Source organism: Streptomyces sp. TN58, assembly GCF_001941845.1.
Taxonomy (GTDB): Bacteria; Actinomycetota; Actinomycetes; order Streptomycetales; family Streptomycetaceae; genus Streptomyces.
This window is the reverse complement of sequence record NZ_CP018870.1, coordinates 3,478,983-3,497,173: the sequence shown is the minus strand read 5'-3', so window position 1 is coordinate 3,497,173 and position 18,191 is coordinate 3,478,983. Positions and strand designations below refer to the sequence as shown.

Annotated in this window: 19 protein-coding genes; 10 read left to right on the top strand and 9 right to left on the bottom strand. The window is 72.2% G+C overall.

The window, feature by feature from the left end:
- The first annotated feature begins 103 nt into the window (after nucleotides 1–103).
- The gene (locus BSL84_RS15840) at nucleotides 104–313 is read left to right on the top strand and encodes a hypothetical protein (RefSeq protein ID WP_030030561.1); all 210 of its coding nucleotides are present in this window, start codon (nucleotides 104–106) and stop codon (nucleotides 311–313) included.
- A gap of 100 nt (nucleotides 314–413) precedes the next feature.
- Here the strand turns inward: BSL84_RS15840 and BSL84_RS15835 are convergent, their stop codons facing one another.
- Genes BSL84_RS15835 through BSL84_RS15815 form a run of 5 tightly spaced genes read right to left on the bottom strand, consistent with a single transcriptional unit; the run spans nucleotide 414 to nucleotide 5,831 of the window.
- Nucleotides 414–1,223, bottom strand: a complete 810-nt coding sequence (locus tag BSL84_RS15835) for a type III pantothenate kinase (RefSeq protein ID WP_030030562.1) — start codon at nucleotides 1,221–1,223, stop codon at nucleotides 414–416.
- Between the two features lie 3 nt (nucleotides 1,224–1,226).
- Complete coding sequence (nadC, locus tag BSL84_RS15830; protein WP_030030563.1) at nucleotides 1,227–2,195, bottom strand: carboxylating nicotinate-nucleotide diphosphorylase; 969 nt, start codon at nucleotides 2,193–2,195, stop codon at nucleotides 1,227–1,229.
- A gap of 2 nt (nucleotides 2,196–2,197) precedes the next feature.
- Entirely contained in the window at nucleotides 2,198–3,934 is a 1,737-nt protein-coding gene (locus tag BSL84_RS15825) for an L-aspartate oxidase (RefSeq protein WP_030030564.1), read from the bottom strand.
- On the bottom strand, nucleotides 3,931–4,923 hold the full coding sequence (gene panC / locus BSL84_RS15820) for a pantoate--beta-alanine ligase (RefSeq protein WP_045324178.1): 993 nt from the start codon (nucleotides 4,921–4,923) through the stop codon (nucleotides 3,931–3,933). Before panC ends, BSL84_RS15825 begins: the two co-directional genes overlap by 4 nt.
- Entirely contained in the window at nucleotides 4,920–5,831 is a 912-nt protein-coding gene (locus tag BSL84_RS15815) for a Rossmann-like and DUF2520 domain-containing protein (RefSeq protein WP_030032873.1), read from the bottom strand. The genes panC and BSL84_RS15815 overlap by 4 nt, the downstream gene beginning before the upstream one ends.
- Before the next feature lie 282 nt (nucleotides 5,832–6,113).
- Between BSL84_RS15815 and BSL84_RS15810 the strand changes: the two genes are divergently transcribed.
- The 7 genes from BSL84_RS15810 (at nucleotide 6,114) to BSL84_RS15785 (ending at nucleotide 10,207) form a co-directional block, all read left to right on the top strand.
- Complete coding sequence (locus BSL84_RS15810) at nucleotides 6,114–7,244, top strand: threonine aldolase family protein (protein WP_075970580.1); 1,131 nt, start codon at nucleotides 6,114–6,116, stop codon at nucleotides 7,242–7,244.
- Between the two features lie 185 nt (nucleotides 7,245–7,429).
- The gene (locus tag BSL84_RS15805) at nucleotides 7,430–7,615 is read left to right on the top strand and encodes a DUF397 domain-containing protein (RefSeq protein ID WP_030032753.1); all 186 of its coding nucleotides are present in this window, start codon (nucleotides 7,430–7,432) and stop codon (nucleotides 7,613–7,615) included.
- 95 nt (nucleotides 7,616–7,710) lie between these two features.
- Nucleotides 7,711–8,295: a hypothetical protein gene (locus BSL84_RS15800; RefSeq protein ID WP_075970579.1), complete on the top strand. Its 585-nt coding sequence runs from the start codon at nucleotides 7,711–7,713 to the stop codon at nucleotides 8,293–8,295.
- Nucleotides 8,296–8,347: 52 nt separating this feature from the next.
- The gene (locus tag BSL84_RS36530; RefSeq protein WP_030027391.1) at nucleotides 8,348–8,515 is read left to right on the top strand and encodes a hypothetical protein; all 168 of its coding nucleotides are present in this window, start codon (nucleotides 8,348–8,350) and stop codon (nucleotides 8,513–8,515) included.
- A gap of 112 nt (nucleotides 8,516–8,627) precedes the next feature.
- Nucleotides 8,628–9,089, top strand: a complete 462-nt coding sequence (locus tag BSL84_RS15795) for a BlaI/MecI/CopY family transcriptional regulator (RefSeq protein ID WP_234308579.1) — start codon at nucleotides 8,628–8,630, stop codon at nucleotides 9,087–9,089.
- Nucleotides 9,090–9,175: 86 nt separating this feature from the next.
- A complete protein-coding gene (locus tag BSL84_RS15790; RefSeq protein WP_030027395.1) occupies nucleotides 9,176–9,706 on the top strand; it encodes an amino-acid N-acetyltransferase in 531 nt (176 codons plus the stop codon).
- Nucleotides 9,707–9,871: 165 nt separating this feature from the next.
- Nucleotides 9,872–10,207: a histone-like nucleoid-structuring protein Lsr2 gene (locus BSL84_RS15785; RefSeq protein ID WP_030027396.1), complete on the top strand. Its 336-nt coding sequence runs from the start codon at nucleotides 9,872–9,874 to the stop codon at nucleotides 10,205–10,207.
- Here the strand turns inward: BSL84_RS15785 and BSL84_RS15780 are convergent.
- A complete protein-coding gene (locus tag BSL84_RS15780) occupies nucleotides 10,186–10,773 on the bottom strand; it encodes an SCO3374 family protein (RefSeq protein WP_075970577.1) in 588 nt (195 codons plus the stop codon). The genes BSL84_RS15785 and BSL84_RS15780 overlap by 22 nt on opposite strands.
- A gap of 462 nt (nucleotides 10,774–11,235) precedes the next feature.
- On the opposite strand from BSL84_RS15780, the gene BSL84_RS15775 reads away from it, so the two are divergent.
- Both BSL84_RS15775 and BSL84_RS15770 read left to right on the top strand, forming a co-directional pair.
- Nucleotides 11,236–13,761, top strand: coding sequence for an ATP-dependent Clp protease ATP-binding subunit (locus BSL84_RS15775; protein ID WP_030027398.1), 2,526 nt, complete (start codon nucleotides 11,236–11,238; stop codon nucleotides 13,759–13,761).
- A gap of 454 nt (nucleotides 13,762–14,215) precedes the next feature.
- A complete protein-coding gene (locus tag BSL84_RS15770; protein WP_030027399.1) occupies nucleotides 14,216–14,800 on the top strand; it encodes a M23 family metallopeptidase in 585 nt (194 codons plus the stop codon).
- A 97-nt stretch (nucleotides 14,801–14,897) separates the two neighbouring features.
- Here the strand turns inward: BSL84_RS15770 and BSL84_RS37480 are convergent, their stop codons facing one another.
- From BSL84_RS37480 to cseB, 3 genes are read right to left on the bottom strand one after another with little or no spacing between them, the layout of a single operon-like run.
- Nucleotides 14,898–16,082, bottom strand: a complete 1,185-nt coding sequence (locus BSL84_RS37480; RefSeq protein WP_075970576.1) for a LamG-like jellyroll fold domain-containing protein — start codon at nucleotides 16,080–16,082, stop codon at nucleotides 14,898–14,900.
- Nucleotides 16,083–16,136: 54 nt separating this feature from the next.
- A complete protein-coding gene (cseC, locus tag BSL84_RS15760) occupies nucleotides 16,137–17,477 on the bottom strand; it encodes a two-component system sensor histidine kinase CseC (protein WP_075970575.1) in 1,341 nt (446 codons plus the stop codon).
- The gene (gene cseB, locus BSL84_RS15755) at nucleotides 17,474–18,190 is read right to left on the bottom strand and encodes a two-component system response regulator CseB (protein ID WP_199838790.1); all 717 of its coding nucleotides are present in this window, start codon (nucleotides 18,188–18,190) and stop codon (nucleotides 17,474–17,476) included. Before cseB ends, cseC begins: the two co-directional genes overlap by 4 nt.
- Between the last annotated feature and the right edge of the window lies 1 nt (nucleotide 18,191).

Below are 18,191 nucleotides of genomic sequence, written 5' to 3'. Positions count from 1 at the left end.
GTACGGGTGGTCGCGGGCGCCGGGGGCGGCCTGCGGCCGGGGACGTTTGACGGGGTACGTCAACCGTCGTGCGGGACGGGGCCGACGGGGTGAGGGTGGATGCATGACAGCGACATCGCAGTACCTCATCGACACCTACCGCGCGTCCCAGCACGCCACCCCGATGCCCCCGCCGCCCGGCCGGGACGACATGGCCGTGCTCCGCGCCGCCCGCTCCTACCAGCAGTTCCGCGCCGTCCTGGACGGCGGCGAAGCCAGCCACCCCTGGAGAGCCGCCCTCCGCCGCCTCCTGACCCGCCCCCACCCGTGCTGAGGCACGGCACCGAGGCCGGGACCACGGCCGGGCGGCCCGGGCCGCTCCGGACGGGAGGGACCCGGACCGCGGCCGGCGGGACGCCGCCCGCCCGGTCCGCCTACTCGAAGTTCGGCGCGTTGCGCTGGTACACCAGGCGCAGGCCGATCAGGGTCAGCCACGGCTCGTGGTCGTCGATCACCGACGCCTCGCCCAGCACCATCGGCGCCAGACCGCCCGTGGCGATGACACGGACGTCGTCCGGGTCGCCGTGCGGGCCCGCCAGCTCCTTGGCCATCCGGGCCACGACCCCGTCGACCTGGCCCGCGAAACCGTAGATCACGCCCGACTGCATCGCCTCGACCGTCGACTTGCCGATCACGTGGCGCGGCCGGGCCAGCTCGATCTTGCGCAGCTGCGCGCCGCGCACGCCGAGCGCCTCCATCGAGATCTCTATGCCCGGCGAGATCACCCCGCCCACGTACTCGCCCCGCGCGGACACCGCGTCGAAGGTGGTAGCCGTACCGAAGTCGACCACGATCGCCGGGCCGCCGTAGAGCTCGACCGCCGCGACCGCGTTGATGATGCGGTCCGCGCCGACCTCCTTCGGGTTGTCCATCAGGATCGGCACGCCCGTCTTGATGCCGGGCTCCACCAGCACCGCCGGCACGTCGCCGTAGTAGCGGCGGGTGACCTCGCGCAGCTCGTGCAGGACCGACGGCACCGTCGAGCAGATCGCGATGCCGTGGATCCCGTCCCCGAGCTCGCTGCCGAGCATCGGGTGCATGCCCATCAGGCCCTGCATCAGCACGGCCATCTCGTCGGCCGTGCGCCGCGGGTCGGTCGAGATCCGCCAGTGCTCGACGATCTCGTCACCGTCGAACAGGCCCAGGACCGTGTGGGTGTTGCCTACGTCGATGGTGAGGAGCACCGGTTACACCGCCTCGCGCAGATCGAGGCCGATGTCCAGGATCGGCGAGGAGTGCGTCAGACCGCCGACCGCCAGGTAGTCCACGCCGGTCTCCGCGTACGCCCGGGCGGTGTCCAGGGTCAGCCGGCCCGAGGACTCCAGCACCGCGCGGCCGGCCACCAGCGTGACGGCCTCCTCGGTCTCCGGGACGGTGAAGTTGTCCAGCAGGATCAGGTCGGCGCCCGCGTCAAGAACCTCGCGGACCTGGTGCATCGTGTCGACCTCGACCTCGATCGGGACCTCCGGGAAGGCCTCGCGCACCGCGTTGAACGCCTGCGCGACACCGCCCGCGGCGACCACGTGGTTGTCCTTCACCAGCGCTGCGTCCGACAGCGACATGCGGTGGTTGACGCCGCCGCCGCAGCGGACCGCGTACTTCTCCAGCGAGCGCAGGCCCGGCGTGGTCTTGCGGGTGTCGCGGACCCTGGCCTTCGTGCCCTCCAGCACGTCCGCCCAGCGGCGGGTGGCCGTCGCGATGCCCGAGAGGCGGCACAGGATGTTCAGCGCGCTGCGCTCGGCCGTCAGCAGGTCGCGGGTACGGGCGCGGACCGACAGCAGCAGCTCGCCGGCCTTGACGCTGTCGCCGTCCTCCGCGTGCCGCTCCACCTCGAAGGCCTCCGTGCACACCACGGAGAACACCGCCTCGGCGATGCGCAGCCCCGCCACGACGCCGTCCTCGCGGGCGACGAAGTCGGCGACGGCCTCGGCGTCCTCGGGGACCGTCGCCACGGTGGTGACGTCCACGCCGCCGTCGAGGTCCTCGGAGAGCGCCATGTGGGCGATGTCCTCGACCTCGATCGGGTCCAGGCCCGCGTCCGCGAGCAGCTGGGCCAGCGCCGGGTCGAGGCCGCTCTCCTCGCCGTCGCCGCAGGCGCAGTCGTCGCCGCAGCCGCCGTCGTTCTGGTCGATGAGGGGAAGTTCGGGGGTGCTCACGGTCACTGCTCCAGGCTCGGGGTGCTCAGGGGGTGCACGGACGGGAAGTCCGCGGAGTCGGTGGGTACGACGACCAGGGCCCGCTTCTCGGTGGCCGAGAGCCGGACCACCAGGTGGCGGCGCCACCGCGCATCGTCCCGGTCGGGGTGGTCCTCGCGCCAGTGGCAGCCGCGGGTCTCCTCGCGCCGCTGCGCGGCGGCGACCAGGACCCGCGCCACGCACAGCAGGTTCGTGGCCTCCCACGTGTCCACGCCCGGCTCGGCGGTCTTGCCGTGCGCTTCGAGTTCGTTCAGGGCGGTGGCGTACAGCCCCTCCAGGGCCTCCGCCGCCGCGGCCAGCGACGCGGCGGAGCGCAGCACGCCCGCGCCGTCCGTCATGATCCGCTGGACCTCGTACCGGGCCCCCGCGGGCTGCAGCGGACCGGTCGAGGGAACCGGCACGCCCGGGCCGCCCCCGCCGTACTCCTGCGCGGAGATGTCCTCGGCGATCCGCTCGGCGAAGACCAGGCCCTCCAGCAGGGAGTTGGAGGCGAGCCGGTTCGCGCCGTGCACGCCCGTGCAGGCGACCTCGCCGCAGGCGTACAGGCCGGGGACGGTCGTACGCCCGTGCAGGTCGGTGCGGACGCCGCCGGAGGCGTAGTGCGCGGCGGGCGCCACCGGGATCGGCTCGGTCACCGGGTCGATGCCGTGCGAGCGGCAGGCGGCCAGGATCGTCGGGAAGCGCTGCTCCCACATCTCGGCGCCGAAGTGCCGGGCGTCGAGGTACATGTGCCGCGCGCCCTGCTCCTGCATGCGGCGCATGATGCCCTTGGCGACGATGTCGCGCGGGGCCAGTTCGGCGAGCTCGTGCTGGCCCACCATGAAGCGGACGCCGTCGGCGTCGACGAGGTACGCGCCCTCGCCCCGCACCGCCTCCGACACCAGCGGCTGCTGCCCCTCGGCGTCCGGGCCGAGGAACAGCACCGTCGGGTGGAACTGCACGAACTCCAGGTCGGAGACCTCCGCCCCGGCGCGCAGCGCCAGCGCCACGCCGTCACCGGTGGACACCGACGGGTTCGTCGTCGCGGAGAAGACCTGGCCCATGCCGCCGGTCGCCAGGATCACGGCCGGGGCGTGGACGGCGCCGACGCCGTCGTGCTGCCCCTCGCCCATGACGTGCAGCGTGACACCCGCCGTACGGCCCTGCGCGTCCTGGAGGAGGTCCAGTACGAGCGCGTTCTCCACGGTCTCTATGCCCGCGGCGTGCACGGCCTCGACCAGCGCCCGGGAGATCTCGGCGCCGGTGGCGTCGCCGCCCGCGTGCGCGATCCGCCGGCGGTGGTGGCCGCCCTCCCGGGTCAGTTCGATCTCGCCGGTTTCCAAGGAGGTGTCGAAGACCGCACCGGTGTCGATCAACCGCCGTACCGCGTCGGGGCCTTCGGTGACGAGCAGCCGTACGGCCTCCTCGTCGCACAGGCCGGCGCCCGCGACCAGGGTGTCGTCGAGGTGCTGCTCGGGGCTGTCGCCCTCGCCGAGGGCCGCGGCGATGCCGCCCTGGGCCCAGCGGGTGGAGCCGTCGTCGAGCCGGGCCTTGGTGACCACGACGGTACGGCGGCCCGCGGCCGCGCAGCGCAGCGCGGCGGTCAGGCCGGCCACGCCGGAGCCGACGACCACGACGTCGGCGTCCAGGGACCAGCCGGGCGCCGGCGCGTGCAGCCGTATGCCCGTGCTGCCGGCGGGGCCTCTGCCAGGGGTGCTCACGAGTGTGCTCCGAATTCCAATGGGATGTTGTCGATCAGCCGGGTCGTGCCCACCTTCGCGGCGACGGCCAGGACGGCCTGCCCGGTGAAGTCGGGACCGGCCTCGGTGAAGTCCTTCGGGTCCACCAGCGCCAGGTAGTCCAGCACGAGCGGCGGCTCCGAACGGGCCGCGTCCGCCAGGACGTGGGCCGCCGCGGACCGTACCGCGTCCGGCAGGCCCGTGCAGGCCGCCGAGACGGCGTGCGCGTCGGCCGAGGCGCGGATCTCGCCGAGCCGGGCCAGGGCGGTGGCCCGCTCGTCGCTGGCCGGGGCGGCCTCGGCGCGGGCCCGCAGCGCGGCCTGCGCGGCGAGCCGGTCGCGGCCGGCGAACAGGGCCCGGGACAGCGCCAGGGCGGTCTGCCGGTCCGCGGGGGAGAGGTAGCGGTTGCGGGACGACAGCGCCAGCCCGTCCTCCTCGCGGACGGTCGGTACGCCGACCACCTCGACGGGGAAGTTCAGGTCGGTCACCATCCGCCGGATCAGGGCCAGTTGCTGTGCGTCCTTCTGGCCGTAGAGCGCCAGGTCGGGGCGGGTCAGGTGGAGCAGCTTGGCGACGACGGTCAGCATCCCGTCGAAGTGGCCGGGCCGGGTGGCCCCTTCGAGGCGCTCGCCCATCGGGCCGGCGCTGATCCGCACCTGCGGGTCCCCGCCCGGGTAGACCTCCTCGACGGCGGGCGCGAACACGGCGTCGGCGCCCGCGCCTTCGGCGACCGCCAGGTCCGCGTCGAGGGTGCGGGGGTAGCGGTCCAGGTCCTCGCCCGCCCCGAACTGCAGCGGGTTGACGAAGACGGTGACGACGACCTGCCCCTCGGCTCCGACCAGGTCGCGGGCGGTCCGGACGAGGGTCGCGTGGCCCTCGTGCAGGGCGCCCATGGTCATCACCACGGCCCGCCGCCCGGTGCGCGGCAGCTTGTGCAGCTCGTCGGCGGTGTGCAGCAGCAGCTCGGTCACTGATCGCCCCCGTCAGGGTCCGTGTCGGCGAGTACGCCGAGCAGGTCCTCGGCGAGTTCGGGCTTGAGCAGACCGTGCGCGAGGGCCCGGTCGGCGGTGGTGCGGGCCATCGCCAGGTATCCGGCGACCGTGCCCGGCGCGTGCCGGCGCAGCTCCGACACGTGTGCGGCGACCGTCCCGGCGTCACCGCGGGCCACCGGCCCGGTCAGGGCCGCGTCCCCGGAGCGCAGGGCGTTGTCGAGGGCCGCCCCGAGCAGCGGGCCGAGCATCCGGTCGGGGTGCCCGACCCCGGCCTTGCGCAGCAGCTCCAGGGACTGGGCGACCAGCGTGACCAGGTGGTTCGCACCGAGGGCCAGGGCCGCGTGGTAGAGCGCCCGGTTCTCCTCCGCGATCCACTCGGGCTCCCCGCCCATCTCGATGACCAGGGCCTCGGCGGCCAGCCGCAGCTCGTCGGGGGCGGTGACGCCGAAGGAGCAGCCGGCCAGCCGCTGTACGTCGACCTCGGTACCGGTGAAGGTCATCGCGGGGTGCAGCGCCAGTGGCAGGGCGCCCGCCCGGCGCGCCGGGTCGAGTACGGCGGTCCCGTACCGGCCGGAGGTGTGCACGAGGAGCTGGCCGGGCCGGACCGCGCCGGTCTCCGCCAGCCCTTCCACCAGCGACGGCAGCGCGTCGTCGGGGACGGTCAGCAGGACCAGGTCGGCCAGCTCCAGCACCTGCGCGGGCGGCACCAGCGGCACGTCGGGCAGCATCCGCGCGGCGCGGCGCACGGACGCGTCGGACACGCCCGACACGGCGACGGGCCGGTGGCCCGCCTGCTGGAGCGCACGGGCCAGCGCCGGGCCGACGCGGCCCGCCCCGACGACGCCGACGGCGAGCCGGGCAGGGCGTGGCTGCTGTGAGTGATTCACGCGGGGAATGCCTTCCGTTCCAGTCCGCGGGGGTACCGGACGATACGCCGCCATGCTAGCCCGTGGGGGTCTAGGGGGTGTCGTCGAAGTCCCGTCCGGGGGGCGGGGTCCGGCACGCACGCTCGCCGCGTCGTCGTCGGTCGCCGACGCCCGCGTCGACTCCCTCCTGCGCCTTGCGAGCGCACGCACCGGACCCCGCCACCCCCGCCCTCACGGGCGGCCGACGCCACTTCGACGACACCCCCTTGGCCGGTCGGGGACGAGGAGCGAGGATCAGCGGTCATGAGCGACGTGAACGAGGAGACGGACCGCGACGAGCGGCTTGTGGCGGCATGGCGGGCGGCGCGGCGGACGCTGACGCGCGGCCCGCGCGAGGCCACGCTCGGCGCGGCACTGGCGCGGCTCGCCGAAGCCCCGTACGACATGGACGCACCCGCCGACGTCTACGGCGACGGGATCGTGGAGGAGCTGGAGCGGCGGGTCGCGGAGCTGCTCGGGACACAGGACGCGGCGTTCTTCCCCAGCGGCACGATGGCGCAGCAGATCGCCCTGCGCTGCTGGGCGGGCCGGACCGGGAACCCGGTGGTGGCGCTGCACCCGATGAGCCATCCGGAGATGTGGGAGGGCGACGCCCTGTCGACGGTCTCCGGGCTGCGGGTCGTCCACCCGACGACCGAGGCGCGCCAGCCGACCGCGGACGAGGTCGCGTCCGTCGCGGAGCCCTTCGGCACGCTGATGCTGGAGCTGCCGCTGCGCGAGGCGGGATTCATGCTGCCCTCCTGGGAGGAGCTGGAGGCGCTGGTGGAGGCGGGTCGCGAACGGGAGGCGGCGATCCACTTCGACGGGGCCCGGCTGTGGGAGTCCACCGTGCACTTCGGCCGTCCGCTGCCGGAGATCGCCGGGCTCGCGGACTCCGTGTACGTCTCGTTCTACAAGTCGCTGGGCGGCCTGAGCGGGGCGGCCCTGGCCGGGACGCGGGAGTTCGTGGAGGAGGCCAGGGTCTGGCGCCACCGCTACGGCGGCCGGATCTTCCGGCAGTTCCCGCAGGCCCTGTCCGCGCTGGCCGGCCTGGAGCGGGAGCTGCCGCGGCTGCCGTCGTACGTGGCCCAGGCGCGGATGGTGGCCGGGGCGCTGCGCGAGGCCCTGGCGAAGTCCGGCGTCCCGTGGTCGCGCGTCCACCCCGGGGAACCGCACACCCACCAGTTCCAGGTGTGGCTGCCCCACGACCCGGACCGGCTGACGGACGCGGGCCTGCGGCAGGCGGAGGAGACGGGCACGGTCCTCTTCCGCCGCTGGTCGGCCGGGGGGCCGCCGGGCCTCGCGGTCACCGAGCTGGAGGTCACGGAGCCGGGCCTGTCCTGGACCGAAGCCGACGTGCACGACGCCGTCGCGGCCTTCGCGGCCCGCATCTGACGCCGCCCCGGCGGGGCCCGGACCGGCCCCGCCGACCCGCCCGGGGCGGCTGTGGCGTTTACCACCCGCACCCCCGGGACGAGGCGGCGAAACGCCGAATTGCGTGAAAGTCGCCGGTACGGACCGGCTGGGGAGTTACCGTCCCTTGACCGCAATCACCGGCCACCGTGCCCGGAGGAGACACCATGACCACTCAGCCCGCGTGGCGGAAGTCCTCGTTCTGCGGCGCCGGCGACGCCTGCGTCTACGTCGCCGTCACCCCCGGAGCCCTCGTCAAGGTCGCCGACCGGGTCGACCCCGCCCACCTGGTTCTGGCCACGACCCAGGCCGCCTGGGCGGACTTCCTGCGGGCGGTCAAGGAGACCGGCTGAGGAGACCGGCTGAGGCCAGGCGCGCGCGGATCCGCGCCGCGCCGCACTCGCCCCTCCTGAGGGGATTTTGTCCGATTAGCGCGTATCTTCGGCCCATGCCCACGCCCTACGGATCCTGCGGCGGCATGGCGTTCAGCGCCGCCGAGCTGCACGTGCTCAGGCGTTCCCTCGCCCACGCCCTCCAGTCCTCCTCGGCGCCCCTGGGGGCCGAGGAGGTCCAGGACTGCCTGCGCCTCGCGCAGTCGGTGGACGAAGCCGTCCGGGAGGCGGGCCGGCTCAGAGCCTTCCTGCTCGACGACCTGGCCCGCTACCGCGGCGCCCTGCCCGGCAGCCTCCCGGGCTACCTGGAACTGCTCCGAGAAGCCCTCGCCGCGGGCTACGAGCCGGCCCCCGACGACCTCGCCGCCCTGCGCGCGCTCCGCGCCAACCCGGCCGCCGCCGCGCTGCTGGAGCGGGCCCGGGCCGTCGCGGAGCGCTCCGTGCGGCGCCGCCTGACCGCGAATCCCGCGCCGCGCAGCCGCCGCCTGACCCTGGCGGGCGGCCGCGAGGAGCCGCCGCGGCCGGCGCCCGCACCCAAGGAGCGCCCCCGCCCCGAGCGGCCGGTGCCGACCCCCGGCGAGGTCTTCCCGCCCCGCCGCAAGCCCACGCCGCCCCCGGCGTCCGGGTTCGCCGTCGTGTGAACGGGCCCGGGCCGCCCGGACCGGCCCGGGCCCGAGTGGCTACGCTGGGGGCATGGACTACGTCTCCGCGCTCGTGCCCCCCTTCGTGATGGCCGCGTTCTTCATCGCCCTCGTCGTGACGATCGTGAAGAGCCAGGGCGGCTCCAACAAGTCCAAGGAGGACGCGGCCGTCGACGCCGTGATCGCCCGGGCCGAAGCCGCCCGCCAGCAGCAGAACTAAGCCGGGACTCTCCGCGCGGGTGCGCGGCCGTAGGGGCCGCGCGCCCGATTTTGTTGCGCGTGGCCGGGTGAATAGTCGGGCAATTCCGCACAAGCCGCACTATCGTGCTGTTGTGCCTCGCCCCTTGGGAGAACTCGAAGACGCCGTCATGACGCGGGTGTGGCAGTGGAACCGCCCGGTCACCGTTCGGGAAGTCCTGGAAGACCTCCAGCAGGAACGGTCCATCGCGTACACCACGGTCATGACCGTTATGGACAATCTCCATCAGAAGGGCTGGGTCCGCCGGGAGGCCGAAGGCCGCGCCTATCGATATACGGCGGTCTCCACCCGCGCCGCCTACTCGGCCGCACTGATGAACGAAGCCTGGTCGACGAGCGACAACCCCGCCGCCGCTCTCGTCGCCTTCTTCGGCATGATGTCCGCGGAACAGCGCGAAGCCCTCCGCGACGCCGTCCGGGTCGTCCAGTACGACGACGAGGCCGCCGCCGACATCCCCGCGGAACCCCGCGTCGAACCCCGCCCCGAAGCGCCCGCGGAACCCCCCTCCCCGCCTTCCGGCGAGCCTTCCCCGTAGCGTTCCCCGGAACCGCAGGCGCCACCGCAGGCCGACAGGCGGTCCGCCGGGCACCCGGGGCCGCCGGAGCGATAGCGTCCGCAGCCATGGGAGAGTTTTCCTCTGCACACGCAGAAACAGTGACGATCCGCCGTGCCCGCACACGCGATGTTCCCGCGCTGCGCCGCCTCCTCGACCAGTACGTGCAGCAGCGGATCCTGCTCGACAAAGCGCCGGTCGTCCTTTACGAGGACATCCAGGAGTTCTGGGTCGCGGAACGCGACTCCGACGCACAGGTGGTGGGCTGCGGCGCACTCCACGTGATGTGGGAAGACCTCGCCGAAGTGCGCACTCTCGCCGTCGACCGCGACCTGAAGGGCGCCGGCGTCGGCCATCGGGTGCTCCAGCAGTTGTTGAGCACGGCCCGCGCCCTCGGGGTGAGCCGGGTTTTCTGCCTGACCTTCGAAGTCGAGTTCTTCGCGAAGCACGGCTTCGTCGAGATCGGTGAGACCCCCGTCGACACCGATGTCTACATGGAGCTCTTGCGTTCCTATGACGAGGGTGTCGCCGAGTTCCTCGGTCTCGAACGAGTGAAGCCGAACACCTTGGGCAACAGCCGGATGCTTCTGCACCTCTGATCGATGGCCCCAGCTTTTCCGGCCCTCCGCACACCTGTGGCCTATGTCCGAATCGCGCACGTTTCCCGCCTCGTTGCCGTCTCGAACCTCTCCCGGGGGGTTTGTGTTTTCCAGGCAAAAGCGGTTTCCTTTCCGCGTACTGCTTTTCGATGAAAGGAAATCCCGGTGGCACAGAAGGTTCAGGTCCTTCTTGTCGACGACCTCGACGGTGGCGAGGCGGACGAGACGGTGACGTTCGCTCTGGATGGCAAGACCTACGAGATCGACCTCACCACCGCCAACGCTGAAAAGCTCCGCGGTCTGCTCGACCCGTACACCAAGGGCGGCCGCCGCACCGGTGGCCGTGCCACCGCGGCCCGTGCCAAGGGCCGCGCCGCGGCGACCGGCAACCCGGACACCGCCGAGATCCGCGCGTGGGCGAAGGAGAACGGCTACAACGTGAACGACCGCGGCCGCGTCCCGGCCGAGATCCGTGAGGCCTACGAGAAGGCCAAGGGCTGACGGACCCCGCCCGTACGCCGCCGCAGCCGCGCCCGGTGGCATTCCGTCGCCGCCGCCGCGACCAGGCGTACGAGATCGGGCCCGAGAGCGGGCCCTGCGGCCCGCCCGGGGCCGGGCAGGGCCGGCAGCAGTGCCTCACACCCCTGCTCGGGGGGTCGCAGCCACACGGCGGCCCCCCGAGGGCTTCCTCCCGGAGGCAGCCCCGGGGGAGCCGGGGCGGTGATCCGCCCGCCCGCACCCAGGGCGGACAGATCCAGGGCGACCCCGCCCCAGTCCAGCCAGTCGAGCAGCCCGTCGAGCTCGTCCGCGCTCCCCGGGGCCACCAGGAAGCGCATCCGGCGCCCCATCACGGCCACCGGACCCGTGGCGACCGGCCGGCGCAACAGCGCCGTACCGGCGTCCGACGGCAGCTCCAGCACGTCGAAGCCGATCCCGGTCACCAGCTGGACCGGGGGCCCGCCCGTGACGGTCCAGCCGAGCACCCTCCCGTACCAGGCGGCGTACGCGTCCTCCTCGGGCGGCGCGACGCGGGGCGGCGGGACGGTCGGCAGGACGGTTGCGGCCATACCCGGAGCAACTGCGGAATCGCGCGGGGGTTACGGTAGGCGTCACGTTCCGCGCTCGCAGATGTGCGGAACGTAAACCTCCATGGTGGCCGGGTCCCGGATTCGAGACGGAACTCTGTTCGCCCTCAGCGGAGGGAACCGGCGTCACGGGCATGGAGTGTCAGCCCTTACGGGTAAGACATTCCTAGTGGATCGGGGCGACACGCTGATTTGACCGGCTTCCGTTCGCCGTCGGCGTACACGCATGACGGGTATCTGCCTGGCCTGCGGGAACATCGTCTCGCACCATCGAGTTGGAGCAGTTGTCGGCTCTTCAAGCCGGTTTTCCCGCTGACGCAGGGGTGAGCCGTGGACGGATGTCGGCAGTTGGAATGAGCTGTCCCGCCCCACGGGACTAGCATGCGGAAGGACAGGGCGGGGACCGACCCCGAACTGCCCGACCGCTCTGAGGAGCGATAAACGATGTTCGAGAGGTTCACCGACCGCGCGCGGCGGGTTGTCGTCCTGGCTCAGGAAGAAGCCCGGATGCTCAACCACAACTACATCGGCACCGAGCACATCCTCCTGGGCTTGATCCACGAGGGTGAGGGTGTCGCCGCTAAGGCCCTGGAGAGCCTCGGGATTTCGCTCGAGGCTGTTCGCCAGCAGGTTGAGGAGATCATCGGCCAGGGCCAGCAGGCCCCGTCCGGCCACATCCCCTTCACCCCGCGGGCGAAGAAGGTCCTGGAGCTTTCGCTCCGAGAGGCCCTCCAGCTCGGCCACAACTACATCGGCACCGAGCACATCCTGCTCGGCCTGATCCGCGAGGGCGAGGGCGTCGCCGCCCAGGTCCTCGTGAAGCTGGGCGCCGATCTCAACCGAGTCCGGCAGCAGGTCATCCAGCTGCTCTCCGGCTACACCGGCGGGGGCAAGGAGTCGGCCACGGCCGGCGGCCCGGCCGAGGGCACGCCCTCGACCTCGCTCGTCCTGGACCAGTTCGGCCGCAACCTAACCCAGGCGGCCCGCGAATCCAAGCTCGACCCGGTCATCGGGCGCGAGAAGGAGATCGAGCGGGTCATGCAGGTGCTGTCCCGCCGCACCAAGAACAACCCGGTCCTCATCGGCGAGCCCGGCGTCGGCAAGACCGCCGTCGTCGAGGGCCTGGCGCAGGCGATCGTCAAGGGCGAGGTCCCCGAGACCCTCAAGGACAAGCACCTCTACACGCTTGACCTCGGTGCCCTGGTCGCCGGCTCCCGCTACCGCGGTGACTTCGAAGAGCGCCTGAAGAAGGTGCTCAAGGAGATCCGCACCCGCGGCGACATCATCCTGTTCATCGACGAGCTCCACACCCTCGTGGGTGCGGGCGCCGCCGAGGGCGCGATCGACGCCGCCAGCATCCTCAAGCCCATGCTGGCCCGTGGTGAACTCCAGACCATCGGTGCCACGACGCTCGACGAGTACCGCAAGCACCTTGAGAAGGACGCGGCCCTTGAGCGCCGCTTCCAGCCGATCCAGGTGGCGGAGCCTTCCCTCCCCCACACGATCGAGATCCTCAAGGGCCTGCGCGACCGCTACGAGGCCCACCACCGCGTCTCCATCACGGACGAGGCCCTCGTCCAGGCGGCGACGCTGGCCGACCGGTACATCTCGGACCGCTTCCTCCCGGACAAGGCGATCGACCTGATCGACGAGGCCGGCTCCCGGATGCGCATCCGCCGGATGACCGCGCCGCCGGACCTCCGCGAGTTCGACGAGAAGATCGCGGCCGTCCGCCGGGACAAGGAGTCGGCCATCGACTCCCAGGACTTCGAGAAGGCGGCGTCTCTCCGCGACAAGGAGAAGCAGCTGCTGGCGTCGAAGACCAAGCGCGAGAAGGAATGGAAGGCCGGCGACATGGACGTCGTCGCCGAGGTCGACGGCGAGCTCATCGCCGAGGTCCTCGCGACCGCGACCGGCATTCCCGTCTTCAAGCTCACCGAGGAGGAGTCCTCGCGACTGCTCCGCATGGAGGACGAACTCCACCGCCGCGTCATCGGCCAGAAGGACGCCATCAAGGCGCTCTCCCAGGCCATCCGCCGTACCCGTGCGGGTCTGAAGGACCCGAAGCGCCCGGGTGGCTCGTTCATCTTCGCCGGCCCGTCCGGCGTCGGTAAGACCGAGCTCTCCAAGACGCTCGCCGAATTCCTCTTCGGTGACGAGGACGCGCTGATCTCCCTCGACATGTCGGAGTTCAGCGAGAAGCACACGGTTTCCCGCCTCTTCGGTTCGCCCCCCGGATACGTGGGCTACGAAGAGGGCGGCCAGCTCACCGAGAAGGTGCGCCGCAAGCCGTTCTCCGTCGTCCTCTTCGACGAGGTCGAGAAGGCCCACCCGGATATCTTCAATTCCCTTCTCCAGATCCTGGAGGACGGTCGCCTGACCGACTCCCAGGGCCGGGTCGTGGACTTCAAGAACACGGTCATCATCATGACGACCAACCTGGGCACCCGGGACATCTCCAAGGGCTTCAACCTGGGCTTCGCGGCGCAGGGCGACACCAAGACCGGCTACGACCGGATGAAGGCGAAGGTCAACGAAGAGCTCAAGCAGCACTTCCGGCCCGAGTTCCTGAACCGTGTCGACGACACGGTCGTCTTCCACCAGCTCACCGAGGAAGACATCATCCAGATCGTCGACCTGATGATCGCCAAGGTCGACGAGCGCCTGAAGGACCGCGACATGGGCATCGAGCTGAGCGGCGACGCCAAGCTCCTGCTCGCCAAGCGCGGCTACGACCCGATCCTGGGTGCCCGGCCGCTGCGCCGGACCATCCAGCGCGAGATCGAGGACGTGCTGTCGGAGAAGATCCTCTTCGGCGAGCTGCGCCCCGGCCACATCGTGGTCGTCGGCAAGGAGGGTGAGGGCGAGGAAGCCAAGTTCACCTTCCGCGGCGAGGAGAAGTCGGCCCTGCCCGACCTCCCCCCGATCGAGGCCACGGGCTCCGGCCCGGACCTCCAGAAGGGCGCGTAAGCGCGACTGAGCGGTAAAAGGGGCGGCCCCGGGACTTGGTCCCGGGGCCGCCCCTTTTTTTGTGTGGAGGCCTCGGTTCGCCTCCGGGGCGCTTGTCGCCGGCTCGTGAGGGCGTGCGTGCCCGTGGTGGCGGCGGTCACGTTGGGGGGAGTTGGGCGCGGCCGTGCCGGCCCGGGATCGGTGACAAGGGGCACAGGATATATCGGACATACTAGGGGGTTTCGTAGATCGAAAGGGCGCTGCGGAGGGGGCTTCCGCCCTGGTGAACCCCGTCAACGGGCCACGTCACCCCTGCGCCGCTACGAGCCCCGGTAGTAAACGGGGACGTTTGGGGAACTCCGGGCATTCGGGTTACCAAAGATGAGCCAACCCGGCACATGGCTGAACGTGCCGGGTCACTTCATGCCCGAGACGGGCGTGATCGCCCACGTCCCCGGCCCCGGAGGTCTGCTCTATGTCCGCGAAGCGCGTCATCACCCGTTCTACCCGTATCACCGTCGGCGCAACCCTCGGTGCTGTGCTGGCTCTCGGGGCCGGGACGACCGCCGCCTTCGCCGACGCCCCGCAGACGGCTCCCGCGGCCGCCACCGCCGACGTCGCCGCGGCGGCGAAGAAGGCCGGCCTCTGGGACAAGCCGCTGGAGAAGTACACGCTGTCCGCGACCTTTGGCAAGGGCGGCAGCATGTGGGCCCGCAAGCACTCCGGCCAGGACTTCGCCGTCCCGGTCGGCACCCCGGTCAAGGCCGTGGCCGCCGGCGTGGTCGTCAAGGCCGGCCCCAACGGCGGCGGCGACGGCCCCGCCTACGGCAACGCCGTCGTGATCAAGCACGCGAACAACAAGTACTCCCAGTACGCGCACCTGTCGAAGATCAACGTCAAGGTGGGCCAGAAGGTCTCCGTCAAGCAGCGCATCGCGCTGTCGGGCAACACCGGCAACTCCAGCGGCCCGCACCTGCACTTCGAGATCCGCACCACCCCGAACTACGGCTCGGCTCTCAACCCGGTGGCCTTCCTGCGCACCAACGGCGTCAGCATCTGATCTGCGCCACCAGCACCCTGACCGACGCCGACCGGCCCTGTGGCCGGTCGGCGTCGTCGTGTTCCGAACCCGGTTCCGTCTCCGGCGGACCGGCGGGTCAGGTCAGCAGCCAGGCGTGGGTCGGCTTCGGCGCGGGGCCGAGCTTGCCCTCCTTGTACGCCGCGGCCTGCTCCGCCGAGAACGCCGCGTTGTACACCTTGATGTTGTGCAGCGCGCCCTGCCACGGACCCGTCCAGATGTTGTGGTGCTTGGACCGGCCGAGCTGGAGCGGGCCGGGAGCCTGCCAGATGGGCGGCACCTCGGTCTCACCGGCCTTCTTGCCGTCCACGTAGAGGGCGATGTTCTTCTTCTCCGCGTCGTACGTCGCCATCAGCAGGGTCGCCTTCTTGAAGAGGGGGACCCCCTCGGCGGTGACGGTCCTCGTGGTCGCCGCGGCGCCCTTGTCGCCCGTCTGCACCCGGAAGATCCACGCCTGCTTGCCGTTCACCTCGTTCACGCCGAGCTCGAAGGAGAAGGACTCCCCGTCTCCCTGGCTCATGACGATCCGCGAGCCCTTGGTCGCGGAGCTGTAGGCGCGCGCCGTGATCGTGAAGCTCTTGGTGACGTCCACGACCGGCTCGGCGGACTGTGCCCACGAGTTCCTGTTGCCCCGGCCGACCACCTGGAACCGCTTGCCCAGCGGGCCGAGCTTGAGGTCGGGGCCCAGCCGGATGCCCATCGAGCCGTAGCTGTCGCGCAGCAGGGTGTCGTCACCCGCGACGGTGGCCGTGTAGGCGGCCGGCGACTTGGAGTCCCCCGGCTCGGGCGAGGCGGACTGTGAGGGCTGGGCGTTCCCCCCGTCGGGACCCTCGCCGTCGCCGGCCAGCAGGAAGAACGTTCCGCCGCCGGCCAGCAGCGCCAGTGCGGTCACTCCGCCGATCAGCGTCCACCGCTTCTTCTTGCGCCGCGCGGTCTCGGAGCGATCGGCCATGGCCTCCCAGTCCGGCTGCTCCGAGGCACCGGGTATCTCCGGACCGGCAAGGCGCGTGAAGCCCGGCTGGGCCGGGCCGGGGGCGGGCGCCGGCTGCCAGGGCTGTGCCGCGTCCTGCTGCCAGGACTGGCCCTGCGCGTCCTGCTGGTAGGGGTTCGGCTGCTGCCCGGACTGCGGGTAGCCGTAGCCGCCGCCTCCGGACGGGTAGCCGTAACCGCTCTGGGCGGGCGGTCCCGGCGGGAACCCGTATCCGCCGCTGCCGTGGGCGGGCTCGGGCTGCGGGCTGCTCGGGGGATTCGTGCCGTCGGTCATGGCAGGGAGCCTAAGACACGCGCCCCCCGGCGGGTACGGCCCGGTCCCCGTCCGTCAGCCCTGCGGCGGCTTCAGCACCGGGAAGCTGCCCGTCGCCGTCGGCGCGTGCTCCGGCAGCCACAGCACCGCGACCGCCCCGGCCGCCGCCCCGACGGGCGTGTCCTCGGCCGTCGCCGAGCGGTCCAGGACGCCGGGAGCAGCCACGTTGCGGAAGGTCAACCGGGCGCCCAGCACCCGCGCCTGACCCTCCGCGATGGTCAGACCCAGTCCGTGCCCCACACCCGCACGGTCCGTCGACCCGGTCCGGAACCGGCTCGGCCCCTCGCGCAGCAGCGCCTCGGGGAAACCGGGCCCGTGGTCGCGGACCCGTACGACCCGCCCCTCCACGTCGACCTGGACCGGCGGCCGGCCGTACCGGGCGGCGTTGGCGAGCAGGTTGCCCAGGATCCGCTCCAGCCGCCGCGGGTCGGTGCTGACGACCTCGTCCGCGACGATCCGCACGGTCGCCTCCGGCATCAGCACCTTCACGCGCCGGCTCACGAACTCGCCCAGTGCCACGTCCTGGAGCTCCGCCCGCTCCGAGGCGCTGTCCAGCCGCGCCACCTCCAGCACGTCCTCGACGAGGGCGCGCAGCGCCTGCGCCCGGTCCCGTACCAGCTCCGTCGGCCGGCCCGGGGGCAGCAGTTCCGCGGCGGTGAGCAGCCCGGTCACCGGGGTCCGCAGCTCGTGCGCGATGTCCGCGGTCACCCGCTGCTCGGCCTCCAGCCGCTGCTGGAGGGCGTCGGCCATGGCGTCCACGGCCCGCGCGAGATCGTCCGTCTCGTCGCGGACGACACCGCCGACCGCGTCCCGCACCCGTACGTCGGGATCCCCGTGGGCGACGCGCTGCGCGGCGGCGGCCGCCTTGCGCAGCCGGCGCGAGATCTGCCCGCCGATGAGGACACCGAGCGCCGATCCGGCGATGACGGCGGCGAGCCCGCCGATGACGAGGGCCCGGTCGAGGTCGGGAAGCAGGTTGGCGCTCTCCCGGAACGGCGTGTGCAGCGACAGCACCTGCCCGTTGCCGAGGGGCACGGCGGCCCACACCTCGGGCAGCCCGTGGGGCCGCTCCTGGATGTAGGTGCCGCGCCGCCCCGACTGCGCCTTCTGCCGCAGCTCGGAGGGCAGTTCGGGGTCGTTGAGCTTGGCGCCCATGGGAGGCTTGCGCCCGGCTTCGGCGTTGCGGGAGATGAACTGCACGCGCTCCAGCTGCACTTCGCGCGCGCTCTCCAGCATCGACACGCGGGCGGCGCTGTGCACCACCAGGCTCAGCGCGATCGTGACGAGGGCGCCCACGGCGGCGATGGCGAGCGTGATCTTCCAGCGGATCCCCGTGCGGAGGGTGAACCGTCTCATGGTTTCAGCTTGTACCCGAAGCCTCGGACCGTTTCGATCCGGTCCTGTCCGATCTTGGTGCGCAGGCGCTGGACGTGGACGTCCACGACGCGGGTGTCGCCGCCCCAGTCGTAGTCCCACACCCGCTCCAGGAGCCGGTCGCGGGACAGGACGGTGCCGGGCGCGGAGGAGAACTCCAGCAGCAGCCGCATCTCGGTCGGCGTCAGGGCCACGTTGGCGCCCGATCTGCGGACCTCCATGCCCTCGGTGTCCACCTCCAGGTCACCGAAGGAAAGCACCCCGCGCTCGCCGTCCGTGCCATTGTCGTGGCCGCCCGCGGCGCCGTTCTGCGCGCCGCCGGAGTGGTCGAAGCGGCGCAGCACGGCGCGGATCCGGGCGACGAGCACGGAGCCGTCGAAGGGCTTGGTGACGTAGTCGTCGGCGCCCGCCTCCAGGCCCAGCACCACGTCGATGCTGTCGGCACGCGCCGACAGCATGATCACGGGGACGGTGGACTCGTCGCGGATGCGCCGGCACAGGCTCACGCCGTCCATGCCCGGGACCATCACGTCCAGCAGGGCGATGTCTGGCCGGCGCGCGCGGAAGGACTCCAGGCCGGACAGGCCGTCGGGCATGGCCGTGACCGCGAAGCCGTCGCGCTCCAGCGCCAGGGTCGTGGCCTCACGGATGACGTCGTCGTCCTCCACGAACAGGACATGGGTCTCGGCCATCAGC

Coding starts and splice junctions, on each gene's coding strand:
- BSL84_RS15840 (WP_030030561.1), top strand. CDS start 104: ATGACAGCGACATCGCAGTACCTCATCGACACCTACCGCGCGTCCCAG.
- BSL84_RS15810 (WP_075970580.1), top strand. CDS start 6,114: ATGAGCGACGTGAACGAGGAGACGGACCGCGACGAGCGGCTTGTGGCG.
- BSL84_RS15805 (WP_030032753.1), top strand. CDS start 7,430: ATGACCACTCAGCCCGCGTGGCGGAAGTCCTCGTTCTGCGGCGCCGGC.
- BSL84_RS15800 (WP_075970579.1), top strand. CDS start 7,711: ATGCCCACGCCCTACGGATCCTGCGGCGGCATGGCGTTCAGCGCCGCC.
- BSL84_RS36530 (WP_030027391.1), top strand. CDS start 8,348: ATGGACTACGTCTCCGCGCTCGTGCCCCCCTTCGTGATGGCCGCGTTC.
- BSL84_RS15790 (WP_030027395.1), top strand. CDS start 9,176: ATGGGAGAGTTTTCCTCTGCACACGCAGAAACAGTGACGATCCGCCGT.
- BSL84_RS15780 (WP_075970577.1), bottom strand. CDS start 10,773: ATGGCCGCAACCGTCCTGCCGACCGTCCCGCCGCCCCGCGTCGCGCCG.
- BSL84_RS15775 (WP_030027398.1), top strand. CDS start 11,236: ATGTTCGAGAGGTTCACCGACCGCGCGCGGCGGGTTGTCGTCCTGGCT.
- BSL84_RS15770 (WP_030027399.1), top strand. CDS start 14,216: ATGTCCGCGAAGCGCGTCATCACCCGTTCTACCCGTATCACCGTCGGC.
- BSL84_RS37480 (WP_075970576.1), bottom strand. CDS start 16,082: ATGACCGACGGCACGAATCCCCCGAGCAGCCCGCAGCCCGAGCCCGCC.
- cseC (WP_075970575.1), bottom strand. CDS start 17,477: ATGAGACGGTTCACCCTCCGCACGGGGATCCGCTGGAAGATCACGCTC.